The following is a 13,935-nucleotide window of genomic DNA, read 5'->3' on the forward strand; positions in this document are numbered from 1 at the left end:
GTCCGGCGCCGCATTGCCGGAGGGCGAACTGCGCGCGCCTCTGACGGAGGCGAACACCGAAAACGGAGTTTTTCATGCATTGCACACTTCTCGGCGTGCCCGTCGAAACCGGCTCGGGCCGGAAGGGCTGCAACATGGGGCCGAACGGCCTGAGGGCAGCCGGTCTCGTCGAAGCGCTGGCCGGACTGGGCCACGACGTTGTCGATCTCGGCGACCTTGAGCCGGCGCCGCGCCGCGCGGTCTCCCATCCCAACACCAAGCTCAAGGCGCTCGGCGAAACCGTTTCCTGGCTCGACGCGCTTTCAGAAAAGGCTTTCGAGATTTCCGAGAGCGGCCTGCCGATCTTCATGGGCGGCGACCATGTGATGGCGGCGGCAAGCGTTGCCGGCATCTCGCGGCGGGCAAAGGAGAGGGGCCGGCCGCTGTTCGTGCTCTGGCTGGACGCCCATAGCGATTTCCATACGCTGGAGAGCACCGAGAGCGGCAATCTGCACGGCACCCCGGCGGCCTATTTCACCGGCAGGCCCGGGTTTGACGGCATCTATCCGCCGCTTGACGCTCCGGTCGATCCGGAAAATGTCTGCATGCTCGGTATCCGCAGCGTCGATCCACCCGAGCGTGCGGCGCTTCAGGAAAGCGGCGTCACCGTGCATGATATGCGTGCGATCGACGAAAGCGGCATAGGTGCGCTCCTTTCGGCCTTCCTGAAGACCGTAGAGGCGGCAGATGGCATGCTGCATGTGAGCTTCGACGTCGATTTCCTCGATCCCTCGGTGGCGCCCGGCGTCGGCACCACGGTTCCGGGCGGGGCGACCTTCCGCGAAGCGCATCTGGTGATGGAGATGCTGCATGACAGCGCACGTGTGACAAGCCTGGACCTCGTCGAGCTCAATCCGTTTCTCGACGAGCGCGGCAAGGCTGCGATCCTGATGAGAGACCTGACGGCCAGCCTGTTCGGACGGCGCGTGATGGACCGGCCGACGCGCAGTTACGGCTGATCAGCCGCTGCCGATCAGCATGCCGGCGGCAAGCACCAGACCGCCGCCGAGCACGACCTGGAAGGCCGCCCGCATGAACGGCGTTTCCATATATTTGTTCTGGATGAAAGCGATCGCCCAGAGCTCGAAGAACACGACGATGATGGCGACGACCGTCGCCGTCCAGAATTCCGGGATCAGATAGGGCAGCGCGTGGCCGAGGCCGCCGACCATGGTCATGACGCCCGAGGCGATGCCGCGCTTGACCGGCGAGCCGCGCCCGGACAATTTGCCGTCATCATGGGCGGCCTCGGTGAAGCCCATGGAGATGCCGGCGCCGACGGCCGCCGAAAGGCCGATCAGGAAGGTCTGCTTGGTATCCTGCGTGGCAAAGGCGGCGGCAAAGATCGGCGCAAGCGTGGAGACAGAACCGTCCATCAGCCCGGCAAGGCCGGGCTGCACCCAGGTCAGCACGAACTGGCGGCGCTCCTTCAGACTTTCCTCGTCCCGGACATCCTCCGGCGCATGCTTTTCGGTGAGCGCGACGGCGGTTTCCTCATGCGCCTCTTCGGCCATGGCGAGGTCGCCGAGCAGCTTGCGGGTGTCCGCATCGCTCACCTGGGCCGTGGCCGCGCGGTAGAACCGGCCTGCCTGTTCCTCCATCGTCACCGTCTGGTCGCGGATCTTGTCGAGCGGCAGGCTCTTCATCAGCCAGTCGGGTCGCCGCTCGTAGAAACCGCGCACATGCTCGCGCCGGATGAGCGGGATGATGTCGCCGAAGCGGCGCTTGTGCATATCGATCAGCATGCGCCGGTGGCTGTCCTCGACCATCGCCATGTCATCGAATATCTTCGCAGAATCGGGATATTCGGGACGCAGGTGCTCCGCATAGGATTTGTAGATGCGCGCATCGTCCTCTTCCGAGGAGATGGCAAGCGCCAGAATCTCCTGCTCCGAAAGCGAGGAAAAGGCGCGGCGCGGCCTTGAGAACAGATTGAATGCCATGATCATCATCCCGATATGAATTTAGAATATTTCTAAACTAACGTCGGGAGAAGGTCAAATCCCGCTTGTCCGCGCTATGATTGCAGGCTTTTGCTGCAATCATGCGACAAGTGGCCGGCTTCACATGTTCTTCTCGCTGACGCCCGCCTGATCGGCGACCCAGTAACCGGACGCATTCATCCAGGTCAGCGGATGGCCGCGTTCTTCCACGAGAAAATTGCGAGCCGCGCGCGCCACCCGCGCCTCGGCGCCGATCCAGGCAAAGGTCTGCGGCGGCAGGTCAACGTCCCTGAGCGCGCCCAGGAAGGGCGCCGGATCGGTTGCAACAGCCCCCGCCCGGTCGATCCAGCGGAGGTCCACATCGGCCTCCGTTCCGAAAACCTGTCGGTCATCGGACGACGGAACGGCGATGATCGCGGTCACCGAAGCGCCAGCCTCCGCTTCCTCGATCCGCCGGCCGATTGCCGGAAGCGCGGTCTCGTCGCCGATCAGAAGCCAGTGCGCGACCGGCCCCTTGACGACGGCGGACCCCCGCGGTCCGCCAATCTCCAGCGTATCGCCGGGCCTTGCGGCAACGGCCCAGGCGGTTGCCGGGCCGGCATCGTGGATGGCGAAATCGATGGTGAGCGACCGCCGGTCATTGTCGTAGCGGCGCGGCGTATAGTCGCGCATCGCCGGCTTCTCTTCGCCCGTGTCGAAGAACAGCTTGATATGATCGTCGGGCGCCGCGCTGATGAAATCGGCAAGTTCGGGGCATACGAAGGTGATGCGCCGCATGGCGGGGGTAATATAGTCCGCCGCCGCCACCGTCAGCGTCCGGCGCTTCAGCTCGTGGCGGACGCGTTCGACTTCAGGCGGGACGATGTCATTTTGATCCTGGGACATGAAAAACTCCGAAAGGCCGCACCGAAGCGAGCAGTCGGCCGGGACAAAACATGACTTCTTTTGTCATGAATAAGCGACGATGGTCAAATGCATCTGCGTCGCAGGGGCCGCAAGGCGCGTTACCGACCTGCCAGCATGGCTTCCACGAAGGCGGGAACCGTGGTCGCGGCCGGCCCCTCGTAGCAATCCTCGAACAGGGGATTGCCGGTCGCCTGAAGGTTGACCTCGACGGTCCGGGCGCCATTGCCGGCAGCCTCCATGACGAAGCCTGCGGCCGGATAGACCGTGCCGGACGTGCCGATCGACACGAAAAGCTCGGCCCCGCCGAGCGCCTCTTCGATCCGCTCCATGTCATAGGGCATTTCGCCGAACCAGACGATATCCGGCCTGAGCGCCGGACGCGTGCAGCTCGAACAGATCTCGCCATCGTCGAGATCCCCCTCCCACGGCTGGTGGCTGCCGCACTCGTAGCAGAGCGCCGAATTCAGCTTGCCATGCATATGCAGCACGTTCTTCGAACCGGCTTTCTCATGCAGGCTGTCGACATTCTGGGTGATCAGAAGAAAGGGGCCCTGCCAGTCGTTTTCGAGCCTGGCCAGCGCATAATGAGCCGCGTTCGGACGGGCTTTCGCGGCCTCGCGACGACGCAGGTTGTAAAAATCGAAGACGAGATCCGGATTGCGATGGAAACCCTCTGGCGTGGCGACATCGCGGATATCGTGATCGGCCCACAGGCCGCCATTGTCGCGAAAGGTGGCAAGGCCGCTCTCGGCGGAGATGCCTGCCCCGGTCAGAACGACGATCGAAGCCTTCGGTGAGATATGCATGAAATCCGTCCGAGCCTCCCTTTCAGGCTCTTCCGGCCTGCTCCGGTTCCTTGTTGCAGCATTTGCGGGAAAGAGGATCACCCGGCGTGCTGCGCTTTGCTTATTTTCTTTCGGCCGGGCGCTCTGCGCGCCTCAGGCCGTTCACCGCAGCGAAGCGACGGGCAGGTCCGTACCGGTTTCGACCTTGACCCAGCGGCCGGCATCGAAGGAAGCCTGGCGCTTCAGGAAGGTATAGGGCGTTTCGGCCCAGGGCAGGATTTCGTCGCTCAGATTGTCGAGAATGAAATCGCCCTTGCTGGAGCGCAGCGTCAGCACCGCATGGCCCTCGCCATTGGGCTTGCGCACAACGGTGATCAGAAGATCGGAGGCCGAGAAGCCGGCCTTCATCAACCGGCGGCGCTTTTCCAGGACAAAGTCCTCGCAATCGCCCGCGCCGCTCTTCGGATAGGCCCAGACTTCCTCGCGGCCGTAAAGCTCCTCGTCCGTCATTGGCTCGACCTCGGCGTTGACGGCGAGGTTGATCGCCTCAACCGAACGCCAGCCGAACGAGGTTAGCCGGGCCGGGCCGGAGAGACCGGACTCGGGCTCGCAATCGCGACGGTGCTGCTGGCAGAACTCGAAGTGCCCGATCGGCTGGGATGTGATGCCGCCAATCGGCATGGCGGGCATTCCGGCGGAAAGCGCCGGTGCAAGCAGACCGGCCGAGAACATGGCCGCGATCGCACCGAAAACCATATAAGCCAGTTGATTGAAACGAGGCACGCTATACCCATCCGCCTGGTGAATTCTTAACAAAGAGTTAAGGAGATATGGCGGACGGAGTCAATCAATCAAGGCCGCGCCGGCGGCAGGATCTTAAGGAATGGTTAACCGGCGCGGGATCCGGCAACAAGGTCGCCGACGGCCTTCAGCATGCGCTCGATATCCTCCGGCCGCGACAGGCGATGGTCGCCGTCCTGCACCAGGGTCAGCACCACGTCGTCGGCCGGCAGATGCGACATCAGCTTCAGCGCATGCGCATAGGGAACGTCCGCATCCTGCTTGCCCTGGATGATATGAACCGGACATCCCGTCTCGATAATGCCGTTCAGCACGCGGTTGCGCCGGCCGTCATCAAGCAGCTTCGCGGTAAAGATTGTGGGCTCGGGACCGTAGGGTGAGGCCTCCTCGAAATAGCCCTGTTCGGCCAGCGCCTTGCATTCGGCGTCATTAAGGTCCGGCTCGATCAGTTCGCTGGTGAAATCCGGCGCGGGGGCAAGCAGCAGCAGGCCCTCGACCTTCGGTCCGCCGGCCTGCTTCTTCAGCTCCTGCACCGCCCTGAGCGCCAGCCAGCCGCCCATGGACGAGCCGATGATGATGATCCGTTCGGGGGCCGCATGATCGATGGCCGCAAGCGCGTCGGCAAGCCAGCGCGAGATCGTGCCGTCCTTGAACGCGCCCTCGCTTTCGCCGTGGCCTGTATAGTCGAAGCGGATCATGGCAAGGTCTTTTTCGCCGGCATAGGCGTCAAGCGCCTCGGCCTTGGTGCCGAGCATGTCGGAACCGTAGCCGGAGAACCAGACCAGCGCCTGCTTCTCGCCTGATCCCTGACGCAGGCGCATGGCGATCTTCAGCGGTCCTTCGCCGTGATCGATTTCGGTATAGGTCAGGGCAACATTCTGCTGCATGATAGTCTCCGCCGGTTTCGCTCCAAAAGCCCGCGATCGCGCCGATCTCGCGATCAAGAGGTGATTTTCTTTTTGGGCTGTGTTATTGACATTGGACGGGCTTAACAACCATTTGTGTCCGATAAGTGCCTCAGGTCACAAGACTTGGCACTCCAAAACCCGATTTTCAATCATTGAGGAGATCACGACCATTCGCAGACCCCACAGAGCCGCTCCCCCGACCAAGGAAGGTCCCCGCGCCAATCGCGACATTCGCATCCGCGAAGTGCAGCTGATCGATGCAGAAGGGGAGAACCAGGGCGTCGTACTGACTGAAGATGCGTTGAGAATGGCTGAGGAAGCCGGGCTTGATCTCGTCGAGATCGCCCCCAACTCGACGCCGCCCGTTTGCAAGATTCTTGACCTCGGCAAGCTGAAATACGCGAACCAGAAGCGCGCCGCCGAGGCCCGCAAGAAGCAGAAAGTCGTCGAAGTCAAAGAGATCAAGATGCGCCCCAACATCGACACCCATGACTATCAGGTGAAGATGAAGGCGATGAACAAGTTCTTCGAGGAAGGCGACAAGGTCAAGGTGACGCTCCGTTTCCGCGGCCGCGAGATGGCGCACCAGGAACTGGGCATGAAGCTTCTGTCCCAGGTCAAGGAAGACACCGCCGAAATCGCCAAGGTGGAAGCCGAGCCGAAGCTCGAGGGCCGCCAGATGCTGATGGTGCTCGCGCCGAAATAAGCCTCCGGGCACACGCTTTTGACGCGCCGTCAGGTCAGGAAAACTGGCCGAGGCGGCGAATTGCGTGCGTGGCAAGACAACCGGTTGCGCTTTTCTGACAAACCGCGTATAAGCGCGCCGTCCTGACGGGTCGCCTTTTGGCGGGCCGCCATGGAGCAGGCCGGCAGGGCATGCCGTGTCTGCTCGAAAATGCAATGTGGCCCGGGTTCGTCGCCCGTGGCCCAATCAACAACAACGGAGTAGCAAAATGCCCAAGATGAAGACGAAATCGTCGGTCAAGAAGCGTTTCAAGCTGACCGCGAGCGGCAAGGTCAAGGTCGCGGCTGCAGGCAAGCAGCACGGCATGATCAAGCGTTCGAACAAGTTTATCCGTGATGCGCGCGGCACGATGGTCCTGTCCGATCAGGACGCCAAGATCGTCAAGCAGTTCATGCCCTACGGCAAGTAACGCCCGCACTTTTTCCAACGCATTCCGATAGATTTGAAGGAGAACCGATATGGCTCGCGTAAAACGTGGCGTTACCGCACACGCCAAGCACAAAAAGGTCATCAAGCAGGCCAAGGGCTTCTACGGCCGCCGCAAGAACACCATCCGCACGGCCAAGGCCGCTGTCGACAAGTCGAAGCAGTACGCCTACCGCGACCGCAAGGTGAACAAGCGCAATTTCCGCGCTCTGTGGGTCCAGCGCATCAATGCTGCCGTGCGTGAACACGGCCTGACCTATGGCCGCTTCATCGACGGTCTGAACAAGGCCGGCATCGAAGTCGACCGCAAGGTCCTGTCCGACATGGCGATCCATGAGCCGGAGGCATTCGCAAGCCTGGTTGCCGCGGCGAAGAAGGGCCTGGAATACCTCAAGAAAGAGGGCACGGCCAACGAGTTTGAAAGCGCGGTCGCATAAGCCAGCGCTTCCCAAGCTCTTTTTGAAATTTTACCTTTTGGGAAACCCGCGCTGGCAGGACCAGTGCGGGTTTTTCATTTTGAAATCATATAACGCCTGTATCTGACCGGTTGGGGAGCGGCAAAATGCTCCGGCAAGGAAGAGATGAAGATGTCCGATCTTGATGATCTGAAACAGAAGCTGATGGCCGAGATTGCCGGTGCCGGGGACGAGGCGGCGATCGAGGCCGTGCGCGTTGGCGCGATCGGCAAGAAAGGTTCGGTCTCCGAGCTCTTGAAAACGCTCGGCAAGATGGATCCCGAAGAGCGCAAGACGCGCGGCGCGGCCATCAACGCAATGCGCAACGAAATCGGCGAGGCGATTGCCGCCCGCAAGGCGGAATTGAAGGATGCGGCGATTGCCGCGCGGCTTGCCGCCGAAACGGTGGACGTGACCCTGCCGGTGCGCCCCTCACCATCGCTTTCCGGCCGCATCCACCCGGTCAGCCAGGTGATCGATGAGATTTCCGCCATTTTCGGCGACATGGGCTTTTCGATTGCCGAGGGGCCGGAGATCGAGACGGACTACTACAACTTCACGGCGCTGAACTTCCCCGAGGGTCACCCTGCCCGCGAGATGCACGACACCTTCTTCTTCAATCCGGATGAGGAGGGCAAGCGCAAGGTGCTCAGAACCCACACCTCGCCGGTGCAGATCCGCACGATGGAAAGCCAGGAGCCGCCGATCCGCATCGTCGCGCCCGGCAAGACCTACCGGCAGGACAGCGACGCCACCCACTCGCCAATGTTCCATCAGCTCGAGGGTCTGGTGATCGACAAGACCACCCATGTCGGCCATCTGCGCTGGACGGTGGAGGAATTCTGCAAGGCGTTTTTCGAGGTCGACAGCGTGACGATGCGTTTCCGCCCGTCCTTCTTCCCCTTCACCGAGCCCTCTTTCGAGGTCGACATCCAGTGCGACCGTTCCGGCGAGCAGGTGAAGTTCGGAACCGGCACGGACTGGATGGAAATCCTCGGCTGCGGCATGGTGCACCCGAACGTGCTGCGCCATTGCGGCCTTGACCCGGACGTCTACCAGGGCTTTGCCTGGGGCATGGGCCTCGACCGCATTGCCATGCTGAAATACGGCATGCCGGATCTCCGCGACTTCTTCGCCGCCGACGAGCGCTGGACAAGCCACTACGGCTTCCGCCCGCTCGATATCCCGACGCTGTTCGGAGGATTGTCGTCATGACCGGGCTTCCGGAACGCTACAGGGACGCGGTCCAGTTCGCGTTCGGCGATACGCCGGCGCTGAAGGACGAGCTTCTGGCGCTGGTGCTCTCGGGCAAGAAGACGGCCACCTGCGGCGCGCTCCGCGACGTGACCGAGGCTGGAGAGCCGATGCCCGAGGTCGGACGCCGCGATGTGGTGCTTGACGGCGCCGGCAAGCCCGCCGCCGTCATCGAGACGACCGAGGTCAGCATCCGCCGGTTTAACGAGGTCGACGAGGATTTCGCCCGCGACGAGGGCGAGGGCGACCTGTCGCTTGCCTACTGGCGCGAGGGCCACGAGGCCTATTTCGCCCGCAATGGCGGATTCGAGCCGGAAATGGAACTGATCTGCGAGCGGTTCCGGCTGGTGGAGACGCTGGGCGAATACAGAAACGGTTGATAGAAACTGAAATCGACGGCAATGGACTTATCGCTCCGGTTGGCAGTCGAGTGAAATGGCGAGACGAGAGACATGAAATTCACACTGTCCTGGTTGAAGGACCATCTGGAGACCGAGGCCTCGCTTGAGGATATCTGCGAGCGGCTGACGACGATCGGGCTCGAGATCGAGGAGGTCGACGACAAGGCGGCCTACAGGCCGTTCACCATCGCCCGGGTGATCGAGGCGAAGCAGCATCCCGATGCCGACCGGCTGAAGGTGCTGACGGTGGATGCCGGTGATGGCAAGCCACTCACGATCGTTTGCGGCGCGCCGAATGCCCGCGCCGGCCTTGTCGGGGCGCTCGCGCGGCCTGGCACCTATGTACCGGGCATCGATGTGACGCTGTCGGTCGGCAAGATCCGCGGCGTCGAGAGCCAGGGCATGATGTGCTCGGAGAAAGAGCTCGACATGTCGGACAATCACGACGGCATTATCGACCTGCCGGAGGATGCGCCGGTGGGCGCGTCCTTCGCCGCCTATGCCGGGCTTGACGACCCGGTCATCGAGATCAACCTGACCCCGAACCGGCCGGACTGCACCAGCATTCACGGCATTGCCCGCGATCTGGCCGCCGCCGGCTTGGGCACGCTGAAAGCGCCGAAAGCGCCCTCCTTCAAAACCGAGGGCGACATGCCGGTCAGCCTCACGCTCGATTTCGCCGCCGAGGACAAGCATCTCTGCCCCGGTTTTGCGCTGCGTCTGGTGCGCGGCGTGAAGAACGGCCCGAGCCCGAAATGGATGCAGCAGCGCCTGCTCGCGATCGGCCTTCGCCCGATCAATGCGCTGGTCGACATCACCAATTACATGACCTTCGATCAGGGCCGGCCGATGCATGTCTTCGACGCCGCCAAGGTCAAGGGCGGGCTGACGGTGCGCCGTGCGAAGGCCGGCGAGAAGATCCTGGCGCTTGATGAGCGCGAATATGAATTGAATCATGACAATGTCGTCATCGCCGACGACAATGGCGTGGAGTCCATTGGCGGCATCATGGGCGGCGAGCATTCCGGCTGCGATGACACCACCACCGACGTGCTGATCGAATCGGCGCTGTGGGATCCGATGAACATCGCCCGCACCGGTCGCACCCTCGGCATCATCACCGATGCGCGCTATCGTTTCGAGCGCGGCGTCGACCCGGAATATATGGTGCCGGGGCTGGAACGCACCACCGAACTGGTGCTGGAGATCTGCGGCGGCGCGGCGAGCGAAAAGACCGTCACCGGTTACGAGAGCCACGAACCGAGGGTGATCGACTACCCCATCTCCGAGGCGAAGCGGCTGACCGGCCTTGACGTTTCGGCGGAGGAAAGCCGCGACATCCTCACCCGGCTCGGATTTTCTGTTAAGGGCGGCGGCGAGACCGTTGCCGTTTCGGTTCCGTCCTGGCGGCCGGATGTGGAGGGCAAGGCCGATCTCGTGGAAGAGGTCATGCGCATTTTCGGCGTCGACAAGATCAGCCCGGAGGCCCTGCCGTCAGCAGGCGCGGTCAACGAAAAGATCCTGACCACGCTGCAGATTCGCTCGCGTTCCGCGCGGCGGGAACTTGCCGCGCGCGGCATGCTGGAGGCGGTCACCTGGTCGTTCATTCCGGAAGATCAGGCGAGGCTTTTCGGCGGCGGCGCGCCTTCGCTGAAGCTTTCAAACCCGATTGCCGCCGACATGTCGGATATGCGCCCCTCTCTTCTGCCGGGCCTTCTGGCAGCAGCGAAGCGCAATGCGGCCATCGGCCACGGCGATGTCGCCCTGTTCGAGGTCGCCGCGACCTATGAGAACGACAGGCCCGAAGGCCAGCGCCGGGCGGCGGGCGGCGTGCGGCGCGGCACGGCAACGCTTTCGGGCTCCGGCCGGATGTGGTCGAACGGAGAGACCGGCGCCGGTCGCGCGGTCGGCGTGTTCGATGCCAAGGCCGATGCGCTGGCCGTGATCGAGGCCTGCGGCGTGCCGGTGGGCAATCTCCAGATCGTCGCCGGCGGACCGGACTGGTATCACCCCGGTCGTTCCGGCACCATAAAGATGGGTCCGAAGATCGTGCTCGGCCATTTCGGCGAGTTCCATCCCAAGGTCCTGGAAGCGCTCGATGTCTCCGGCAGGCTTGCCGGTTTCGAGATATTCATCGATGCCATGCCGGAGCCGAAGAGGAAGCCGACGCGCACCAAGCCGGCGCTGACGCTTTCGCCCTTCCAGGCCGTCACCCGCGACTTCGCCTTCGTCGTCGATCGCGATGTCGAGGCGGCGGCGATCGAGCGGGCTGCGGCCGGCGCCGACCGCAGGCTGATCACCGGCGTCACCGTCTTCGACGTGTTCGCCGGCGCGTCCCTTGGCGAGGGCAAGAAGTCGGTTGCGATCGAAGTGTCGATCCAGCCGAGCGACCGCACGCTGACGGATGAGGATTTCGAGGCGCTGACCAAGAAGATCGTCGCCAATGTCGAAAAGGCGACCGGCGGCGTCATCCGCGCCTGACCTCTCCTTCATGTTGGCGACAACTCTGCACACGGCCCGGCCTTGTCCGGGCCGTTTCGCGTTTGCCCGAAGCGCGGGCGCGGGCTTGGAAACGCGGGAATCCGCCTTACATCTGAAGAATACGGGCCGGGTGCCCGGAGCGAGAGTGCAGAAAGCGCCGGACTTGCTTGCCGCTGACCTCGCCCGCTTCTATAAGCGGATAACAGATGCAGGCGATTTGAGATCGGAGTTCCCTCCGGGCTTGTATGCGCAGCAACACATGAATGAGCGGCCCTGAATGCCGCTCGACACGCCGGAGATGAGGCCAATGACCAACGCCGAAAAGACGACAATCGACGACAGCCAGGTCGAGTGGTTCTCGAAGATGGCGGCCGAGTGGTGGGACCCGACCGGCAAGTTCAAACCGCTGCACAAGTTCAATCCGGTGCGCATTTCCTATATCCGCGAAAAGGCGTCTGCCCATTTCGCCCGCGACGAAAAGTCGGCGCGGCCGCTCGCCGGCCTTCGCATCCTCGATGTCGGTTGTGGCGGCGGGCTGCTGGCCGAACCGCTGGCGCGCATGGGCGCGAGCGTCACCGGCATTGATCCGGCGGAAAAGAATATCGGCATCGCCTCAACCCATGCCGCCGAATCCGGGCTTGAGATCGACTACCGGGCAACAACGGCGGAAGCCCTGGCGGAAGCCGGCGAGATGTTCGATATCGTGCTGAACATGGAAGTGGTCGAGCATGTTTCCGACGTGGATTTTTTCCTGACCACCTGCGCCTCGCTGGTCAGACCCGGCGGCATGATGTTCGTCGCCACCATCAATCGCACGCTCAAAGCCGGGGCGTTGGCGATCTTCGCCGCAGAACGCGTGTTGCGCTGGCTGCCGCCCGGCACCCATCAGTATGAAAAGCTGGTGCGCCCAGAAGAAGTCGAAAAGCCGCTGAAAGCCGCCGGCATGGACATTGTCGAGCGCCAGGGCGTGTTCTACAGCGTACTGACCGATAGCTGGAACCGCTCGAAGGACACCGACGTCAATTACATGGTGCTGACGACCAGGCCTGAAAGCGCCTGAAACGGCGGCCTATCGGAACACTTCGTTGGGATAGACGCCCCAGAGATCGTTCTGGTGCATGTAGCCGGAAACGCCCTTGACCTCTAGCTCGCACCAGGTGCCGTCGCATTCGGAAAGGTGGACGATCACGCCCGGTTCAAGCCTGGCAACATCACGGGCGGAATCATTGCCGCTGGCCTTGACGTCGAGATAGGTGTCCTCGGCACTGTTGCCGCGCAGCCAGGGGGCGACCATGGCGTTGCGCACGGATGACAGCACCGAGACATGCATCCAGCCTTCCGTGCCGTCGGCATCGCGCACCTGTCGCCAGACGGCATATTCCTCGATGATCTCCACCGGCAGGCCGGGGCGCTGGTAGATCCATTTGGTGGCGTAGTTGAAGCCGGGGCCGACGCGCATGCGGGCGCGATCCGGCTTGATGATGGCAAAGCGAGGCAAAGGCGCGCCGGAGGCCCCGCGCCGCTCGCTTTGCGCCTGGACCGGAGAAACCGGCATGACGGCGGCGAGGACGACGAGCGCACTGAGGACCAGACTGACGATACGACGCATGGCATTCCCTTGAAAATCTGCCCCCTGAGGGGTCTTGCAGGACCTCTCCGGGCCACCCGCACGGCGGACTTCGGGCCGCAACGCCGATTTCGCCCCCCTCACCTCCGCTTCAGGTGGAAAAAAGCCTGCAATATGTGCATTATCGCCCGACATGTTTAATGAGCTGTAAACGATGACCCATCCGAAGAAACCCGAAGTCTTTGTCACGCGGAAGCTGCCCGCGCCGGTGGAGGCGCGCATGCAGGAACTGTTCTCGGTCACGCTGAACCGCGACGACCGGCCGCTTTCGCGCGACGAACTGGCCGATGCCATGGCCCGGGCGGATGTCCTGGTGCCGACACTGACCGACCGGATCGACAAGACGCTGATAGAACAGGCCGGCCCGCGGCTGAAGCTGATCGCCAGCTTCTCCAACGGGGTGGACAATGTCGACGTCAATGCCGCCGCGAAGAAGGGCATCACCGTCACCAACACGCCGAACGTGCTGACGGAGGACACCGCCGACATGACCATGGCGCTGGTGCTTGCCGTGCCGCGCCGGCTTGCCGAGGGCGCGGGCTTCCTTTCGCGCGCCGAGCCCGGACAATGGCAGGGCTGGAGCCCGACCTGGATGCTCGGACGGCGCATCTGGGGCAAGCGCATCGGCATTGTCGGCATGGGCCGCATCGGCACGGCGGTTGCGCGCCGCGCCAAGGCCTTCGGGCTTTCCGTCAATTATCACAATCGCGGCCGCATCAGCCCGGAAACGGAGGCCGAGCTGGAAGCGACCTACTGGGACAGCCTCGACCAGATGCTCGCCCGCGTCGATATCGTCTCGGTCAACTGCCCGTCCACGCCGGCGACCTATCACCTGATCTCTGCCCGCCGCCTGCAGCTGATGCGCCCCGAGGCCTATATCGTCAATACCGCGCGCGGCGACGTGATCGACGAGGAGGCGCTGATCAAATGCCTGGAGGAAGACCGGATTGCCGGCGCCGGGCTGGACGTCTTCGAAAACGAACCGAACGTCAATCCGCGCCTTCTCGACCTGGCGAAAAAGGGCAAGGCCGTGCTCCTGCCGCATATGGGGTCTGCCACGCTTGAAAGCCGGATCGACATGGGCGACAAGGTGATCATCAATATCCGCACCTTCTTCGACGGCCACCGCCCGCCGAACCGGGTTCTGCCGGGACGGGAGTGAGT

The 13,935-nt window shown here is 63.0% G+C and carries 15 protein-coding genes; 9 read left to right on the top strand and 6 right to left on the bottom strand.

Annotated elements, in window-relative coordinates:
* Nucleotides 1-74 precede the first annotated feature (74 nt).
* A complete protein-coding gene (rocF, locus tag AZF01_RS16885) occupies nt 75-998 on the top strand; it encodes an arginase (RefSeq protein ID WP_024709988.1) in 924 nt (307 codons plus the stop codon).
* Here the strand turns inward: rocF and mbfA are convergent, their stop codons facing one another.
* From mbfA to AZF01_RS16910, 5 genes are all read right to left on the bottom strand, one after another.
* Nucleotides 999-1,982, bottom strand: coding sequence for an iron exporter MbfA (gene mbfA / locus AZF01_RS16890; RefSeq protein WP_024709987.1), 984 nt, complete (start codon nt 1,980-1,982; stop codon nt 999-1,001).
* Nucleotides 1,983-2,102: 120 nt separating this feature from the next.
* Nucleotides 2,103-2,867 carry a siderophore-interacting protein gene (locus AZF01_RS16895; RefSeq protein ID WP_024709986.1) on the bottom strand — a complete coding sequence of 255 codons (765 nt, stop codon included), beginning with the start codon at nt 2,865-2,867 and terminating at the stop codon, nt 2,103-2,105.
* Between the two features lie 119 nt (nt 2,868-2,986).
* Nucleotides 2,987-3,694, bottom strand: a complete 708-nt coding sequence (locus AZF01_RS16900; RefSeq protein WP_036238357.1) for an NAD-dependent deacylase — start codon at nt 3,692-3,694, stop codon at nt 2,987-2,989.
* Between the two features lie 141 nt (nt 3,695-3,835).
* Nucleotides 3,836-4,429: a transglutaminase-like cysteine peptidase gene (locus AZF01_RS16905; protein ID WP_036238355.1), complete on the bottom strand. Its 594-nt coding sequence runs from the start codon at nt 4,427-4,429 to the stop codon at nt 3,836-3,838.
* A 131-nt stretch (nt 4,430-4,560) separates the two neighbouring features.
* The gene (locus tag AZF01_RS16910) at nt 4,561-5,361 is read right to left on the bottom strand and encodes a carboxylesterase (protein WP_024709983.1); all 801 of its coding nucleotides are present in this window, start codon (nt 5,359-5,361) and stop codon (nt 4,561-4,563) included.
* 190 nt (nt 5,362-5,551) lie between these two features.
* On the opposite strand from AZF01_RS16910, the gene infC reads away from it, so the two are divergent.
* The 7 genes from infC (at nt 5,552) to ubiG (ending at nt 12,204) form a co-directional block, all read left to right on the top strand.
* Nucleotides 5,552-6,088, top strand: a complete 537-nt coding sequence (infC, locus tag AZF01_RS16915; RefSeq protein WP_036238379.1) for a translation initiation factor IF-3 — start codon at nt 5,552-5,554, stop codon at nt 6,086-6,088.
* 247 nt (nt 6,089-6,335) lie between these two features.
* On the top strand, nt 6,336-6,536 hold the full coding sequence (gene rpmI, locus AZF01_RS16920) for a 50S ribosomal protein L35 (protein ID WP_024709981.1): 201 nt from the start codon (nt 6,336-6,338) through the stop codon (nt 6,534-6,536).
* 49 nt (nt 6,537-6,585) lie between these two features.
* Entirely contained in the window at nt 6,586-6,990 is a 405-nt protein-coding gene (gene rplT / locus AZF01_RS16925; RefSeq protein ID WP_024709980.1) for a 50S ribosomal protein L20, read from the top strand.
* Between the two features lie 150 nt (nt 6,991-7,140).
* A complete protein-coding gene (pheS, locus tag AZF01_RS16930) occupies nt 7,141-8,223 on the top strand; it encodes a phenylalanine--tRNA ligase subunit alpha (protein WP_024709979.1) in 1,083 nt (360 codons plus the stop codon).
* Complete coding sequence (locus AZF01_RS16935) at nt 8,220-8,642, top strand: ASCH domain-containing protein (protein WP_024709978.1); 423 nt, start codon at nt 8,220-8,222, stop codon at nt 8,640-8,642. Before pheS ends, AZF01_RS16935 begins: the two co-directional genes overlap by 4 nt.
* 72 nt (nt 8,643-8,714) lie before the next feature.
* The gene (gene pheT, locus AZF01_RS16940) at nt 8,715-11,144 is read left to right on the top strand and encodes a phenylalanine--tRNA ligase subunit beta (protein ID WP_024709977.1); all 2,430 of its coding nucleotides are present in this window, start codon (nt 8,715-8,717) and stop codon (nt 11,142-11,144) included.
* A gap of 307 nt (nt 11,145-11,451) precedes the next feature.
* Nucleotides 11,452-12,204 carry a bifunctional 2-polyprenyl-6-hydroxyphenol methylase/3-demethylubiquinol 3-O-methyltransferase UbiG gene (gene ubiG / locus AZF01_RS16950; RefSeq protein ID WP_024709975.1) on the top strand — a complete coding sequence of 251 codons (753 nt, stop codon included), beginning with the start codon at nt 11,452-11,454 and terminating at the stop codon, nt 12,202-12,204.
* A 9-nt stretch (nt 12,205-12,213) separates the two neighbouring features.
* On the opposite strand, the gene AZF01_RS16955 is transcribed toward ubiG, so the two are convergent.
* On the bottom strand, nt 12,214-12,753 hold the full coding sequence (locus AZF01_RS16955) for an SH3 domain-containing protein (protein ID WP_024709974.1): 540 nt from the start codon (nt 12,751-12,753) through the stop codon (nt 12,214-12,216).
* 172 nt (nt 12,754-12,925) lie between these two features.
* Here AZF01_RS16955 and AZF01_RS16960 point away from each other — a divergent pair, with 172 nt between their 5' ends.
* Entirely contained in the window at nt 12,926-13,933 is a 1,008-nt protein-coding gene (locus AZF01_RS16960; protein WP_024709973.1) for a D-glycerate dehydrogenase, read from the top strand.
* Nucleotides 13,934-13,935: the final 2 nt, after the last annotated feature.

The organism is Martelella sp. AD-3 (genome assembly GCF_001578105.1).
Lineage (GTDB): Bacteria > Pseudomonadota > Alphaproteobacteria > Rhizobiales > Rhizobiaceae > Martelella.

Bases quoted from the DNA above. Each gene is read 5' to 3' on its own strand.
- rpmI (WP_024709981.1), top strand. From the start codon at position 6,336: ATGCCCAAGATGAAGACGAAATCGTCGGTCAAGAAGCGTTTCAAGCTG.
- AZF01_RS16935 (WP_024709978.1), top strand. From the start codon at position 8,220: ATGACCGGGCTTCCGGAACGCTACAGGGACGCGGTCCAGTTCGCGTTC.
- AZF01_RS16895 (WP_024709986.1), bottom strand. From the start codon at position 2,867: ATGTCCCAGGATCAAAATGACATCGTCCCGCCTGAAGTCGAACGCGTC.
- AZF01_RS16900 (WP_036238357.1), bottom strand. From the start codon at position 3,694: ATGCATATCTCACCGAAGGCTTCGATCGTCGTTCTGACCGGGGCAGGC.
- rocF (WP_024709988.1), top strand. From the start codon at position 75: ATGCATTGCACACTTCTCGGCGTGCCCGTCGAAACCGGCTCGGGCCGG.
- AZF01_RS16910 (WP_024709983.1), bottom strand. From the start codon at position 5,361: ATGCAGCAGAATGTTGCCCTGACCTATACCGAAATCGATCACGGCGAA.
- mbfA (WP_024709987.1), bottom strand. From the start codon at position 1,982: ATGGCATTCAATCTGTTCTCAAGGCCGCGCCGCGCCTTTTCCTCGCTT.
- rplT (WP_024709980.1), top strand. From the start codon at position 6,586: ATGGCTCGCGTAAAACGTGGCGTTACCGCACACGCCAAGCACAAAAAG.
- AZF01_RS16905 (WP_036238355.1), bottom strand. From the start codon at position 4,429: ATGGTTTTCGGTGCGATCGCGGCCATGTTCTCGGCCGGTCTGCTTGCA.
- pheT (WP_024709977.1), top strand. From the start codon at position 8,715: ATGAAATTCACACTGTCCTGGTTGAAGGACCATCTGGAGACCGAGGCC.
- AZF01_RS16960 (WP_024709973.1), top strand. From the start codon at position 12,926: ATGACCCATCCGAAGAAACCCGAAGTCTTTGTCACGCGGAAGCTGCCC.
- ubiG (WP_024709975.1), top strand. From the start codon at position 11,452: ATGACCAACGCCGAAAAGACGACAATCGACGACAGCCAGGTCGAGTGG.
- AZF01_RS16955 (WP_024709974.1), bottom strand. From the start codon at position 12,753: ATGCGTCGTATCGTCAGTCTGGTCCTCAGTGCGCTCGTCGTCCTCGCC.
- pheS (WP_024709979.1), top strand. From the start codon at position 7,141: ATGTCCGATCTTGATGATCTGAAACAGAAGCTGATGGCCGAGATTGCC.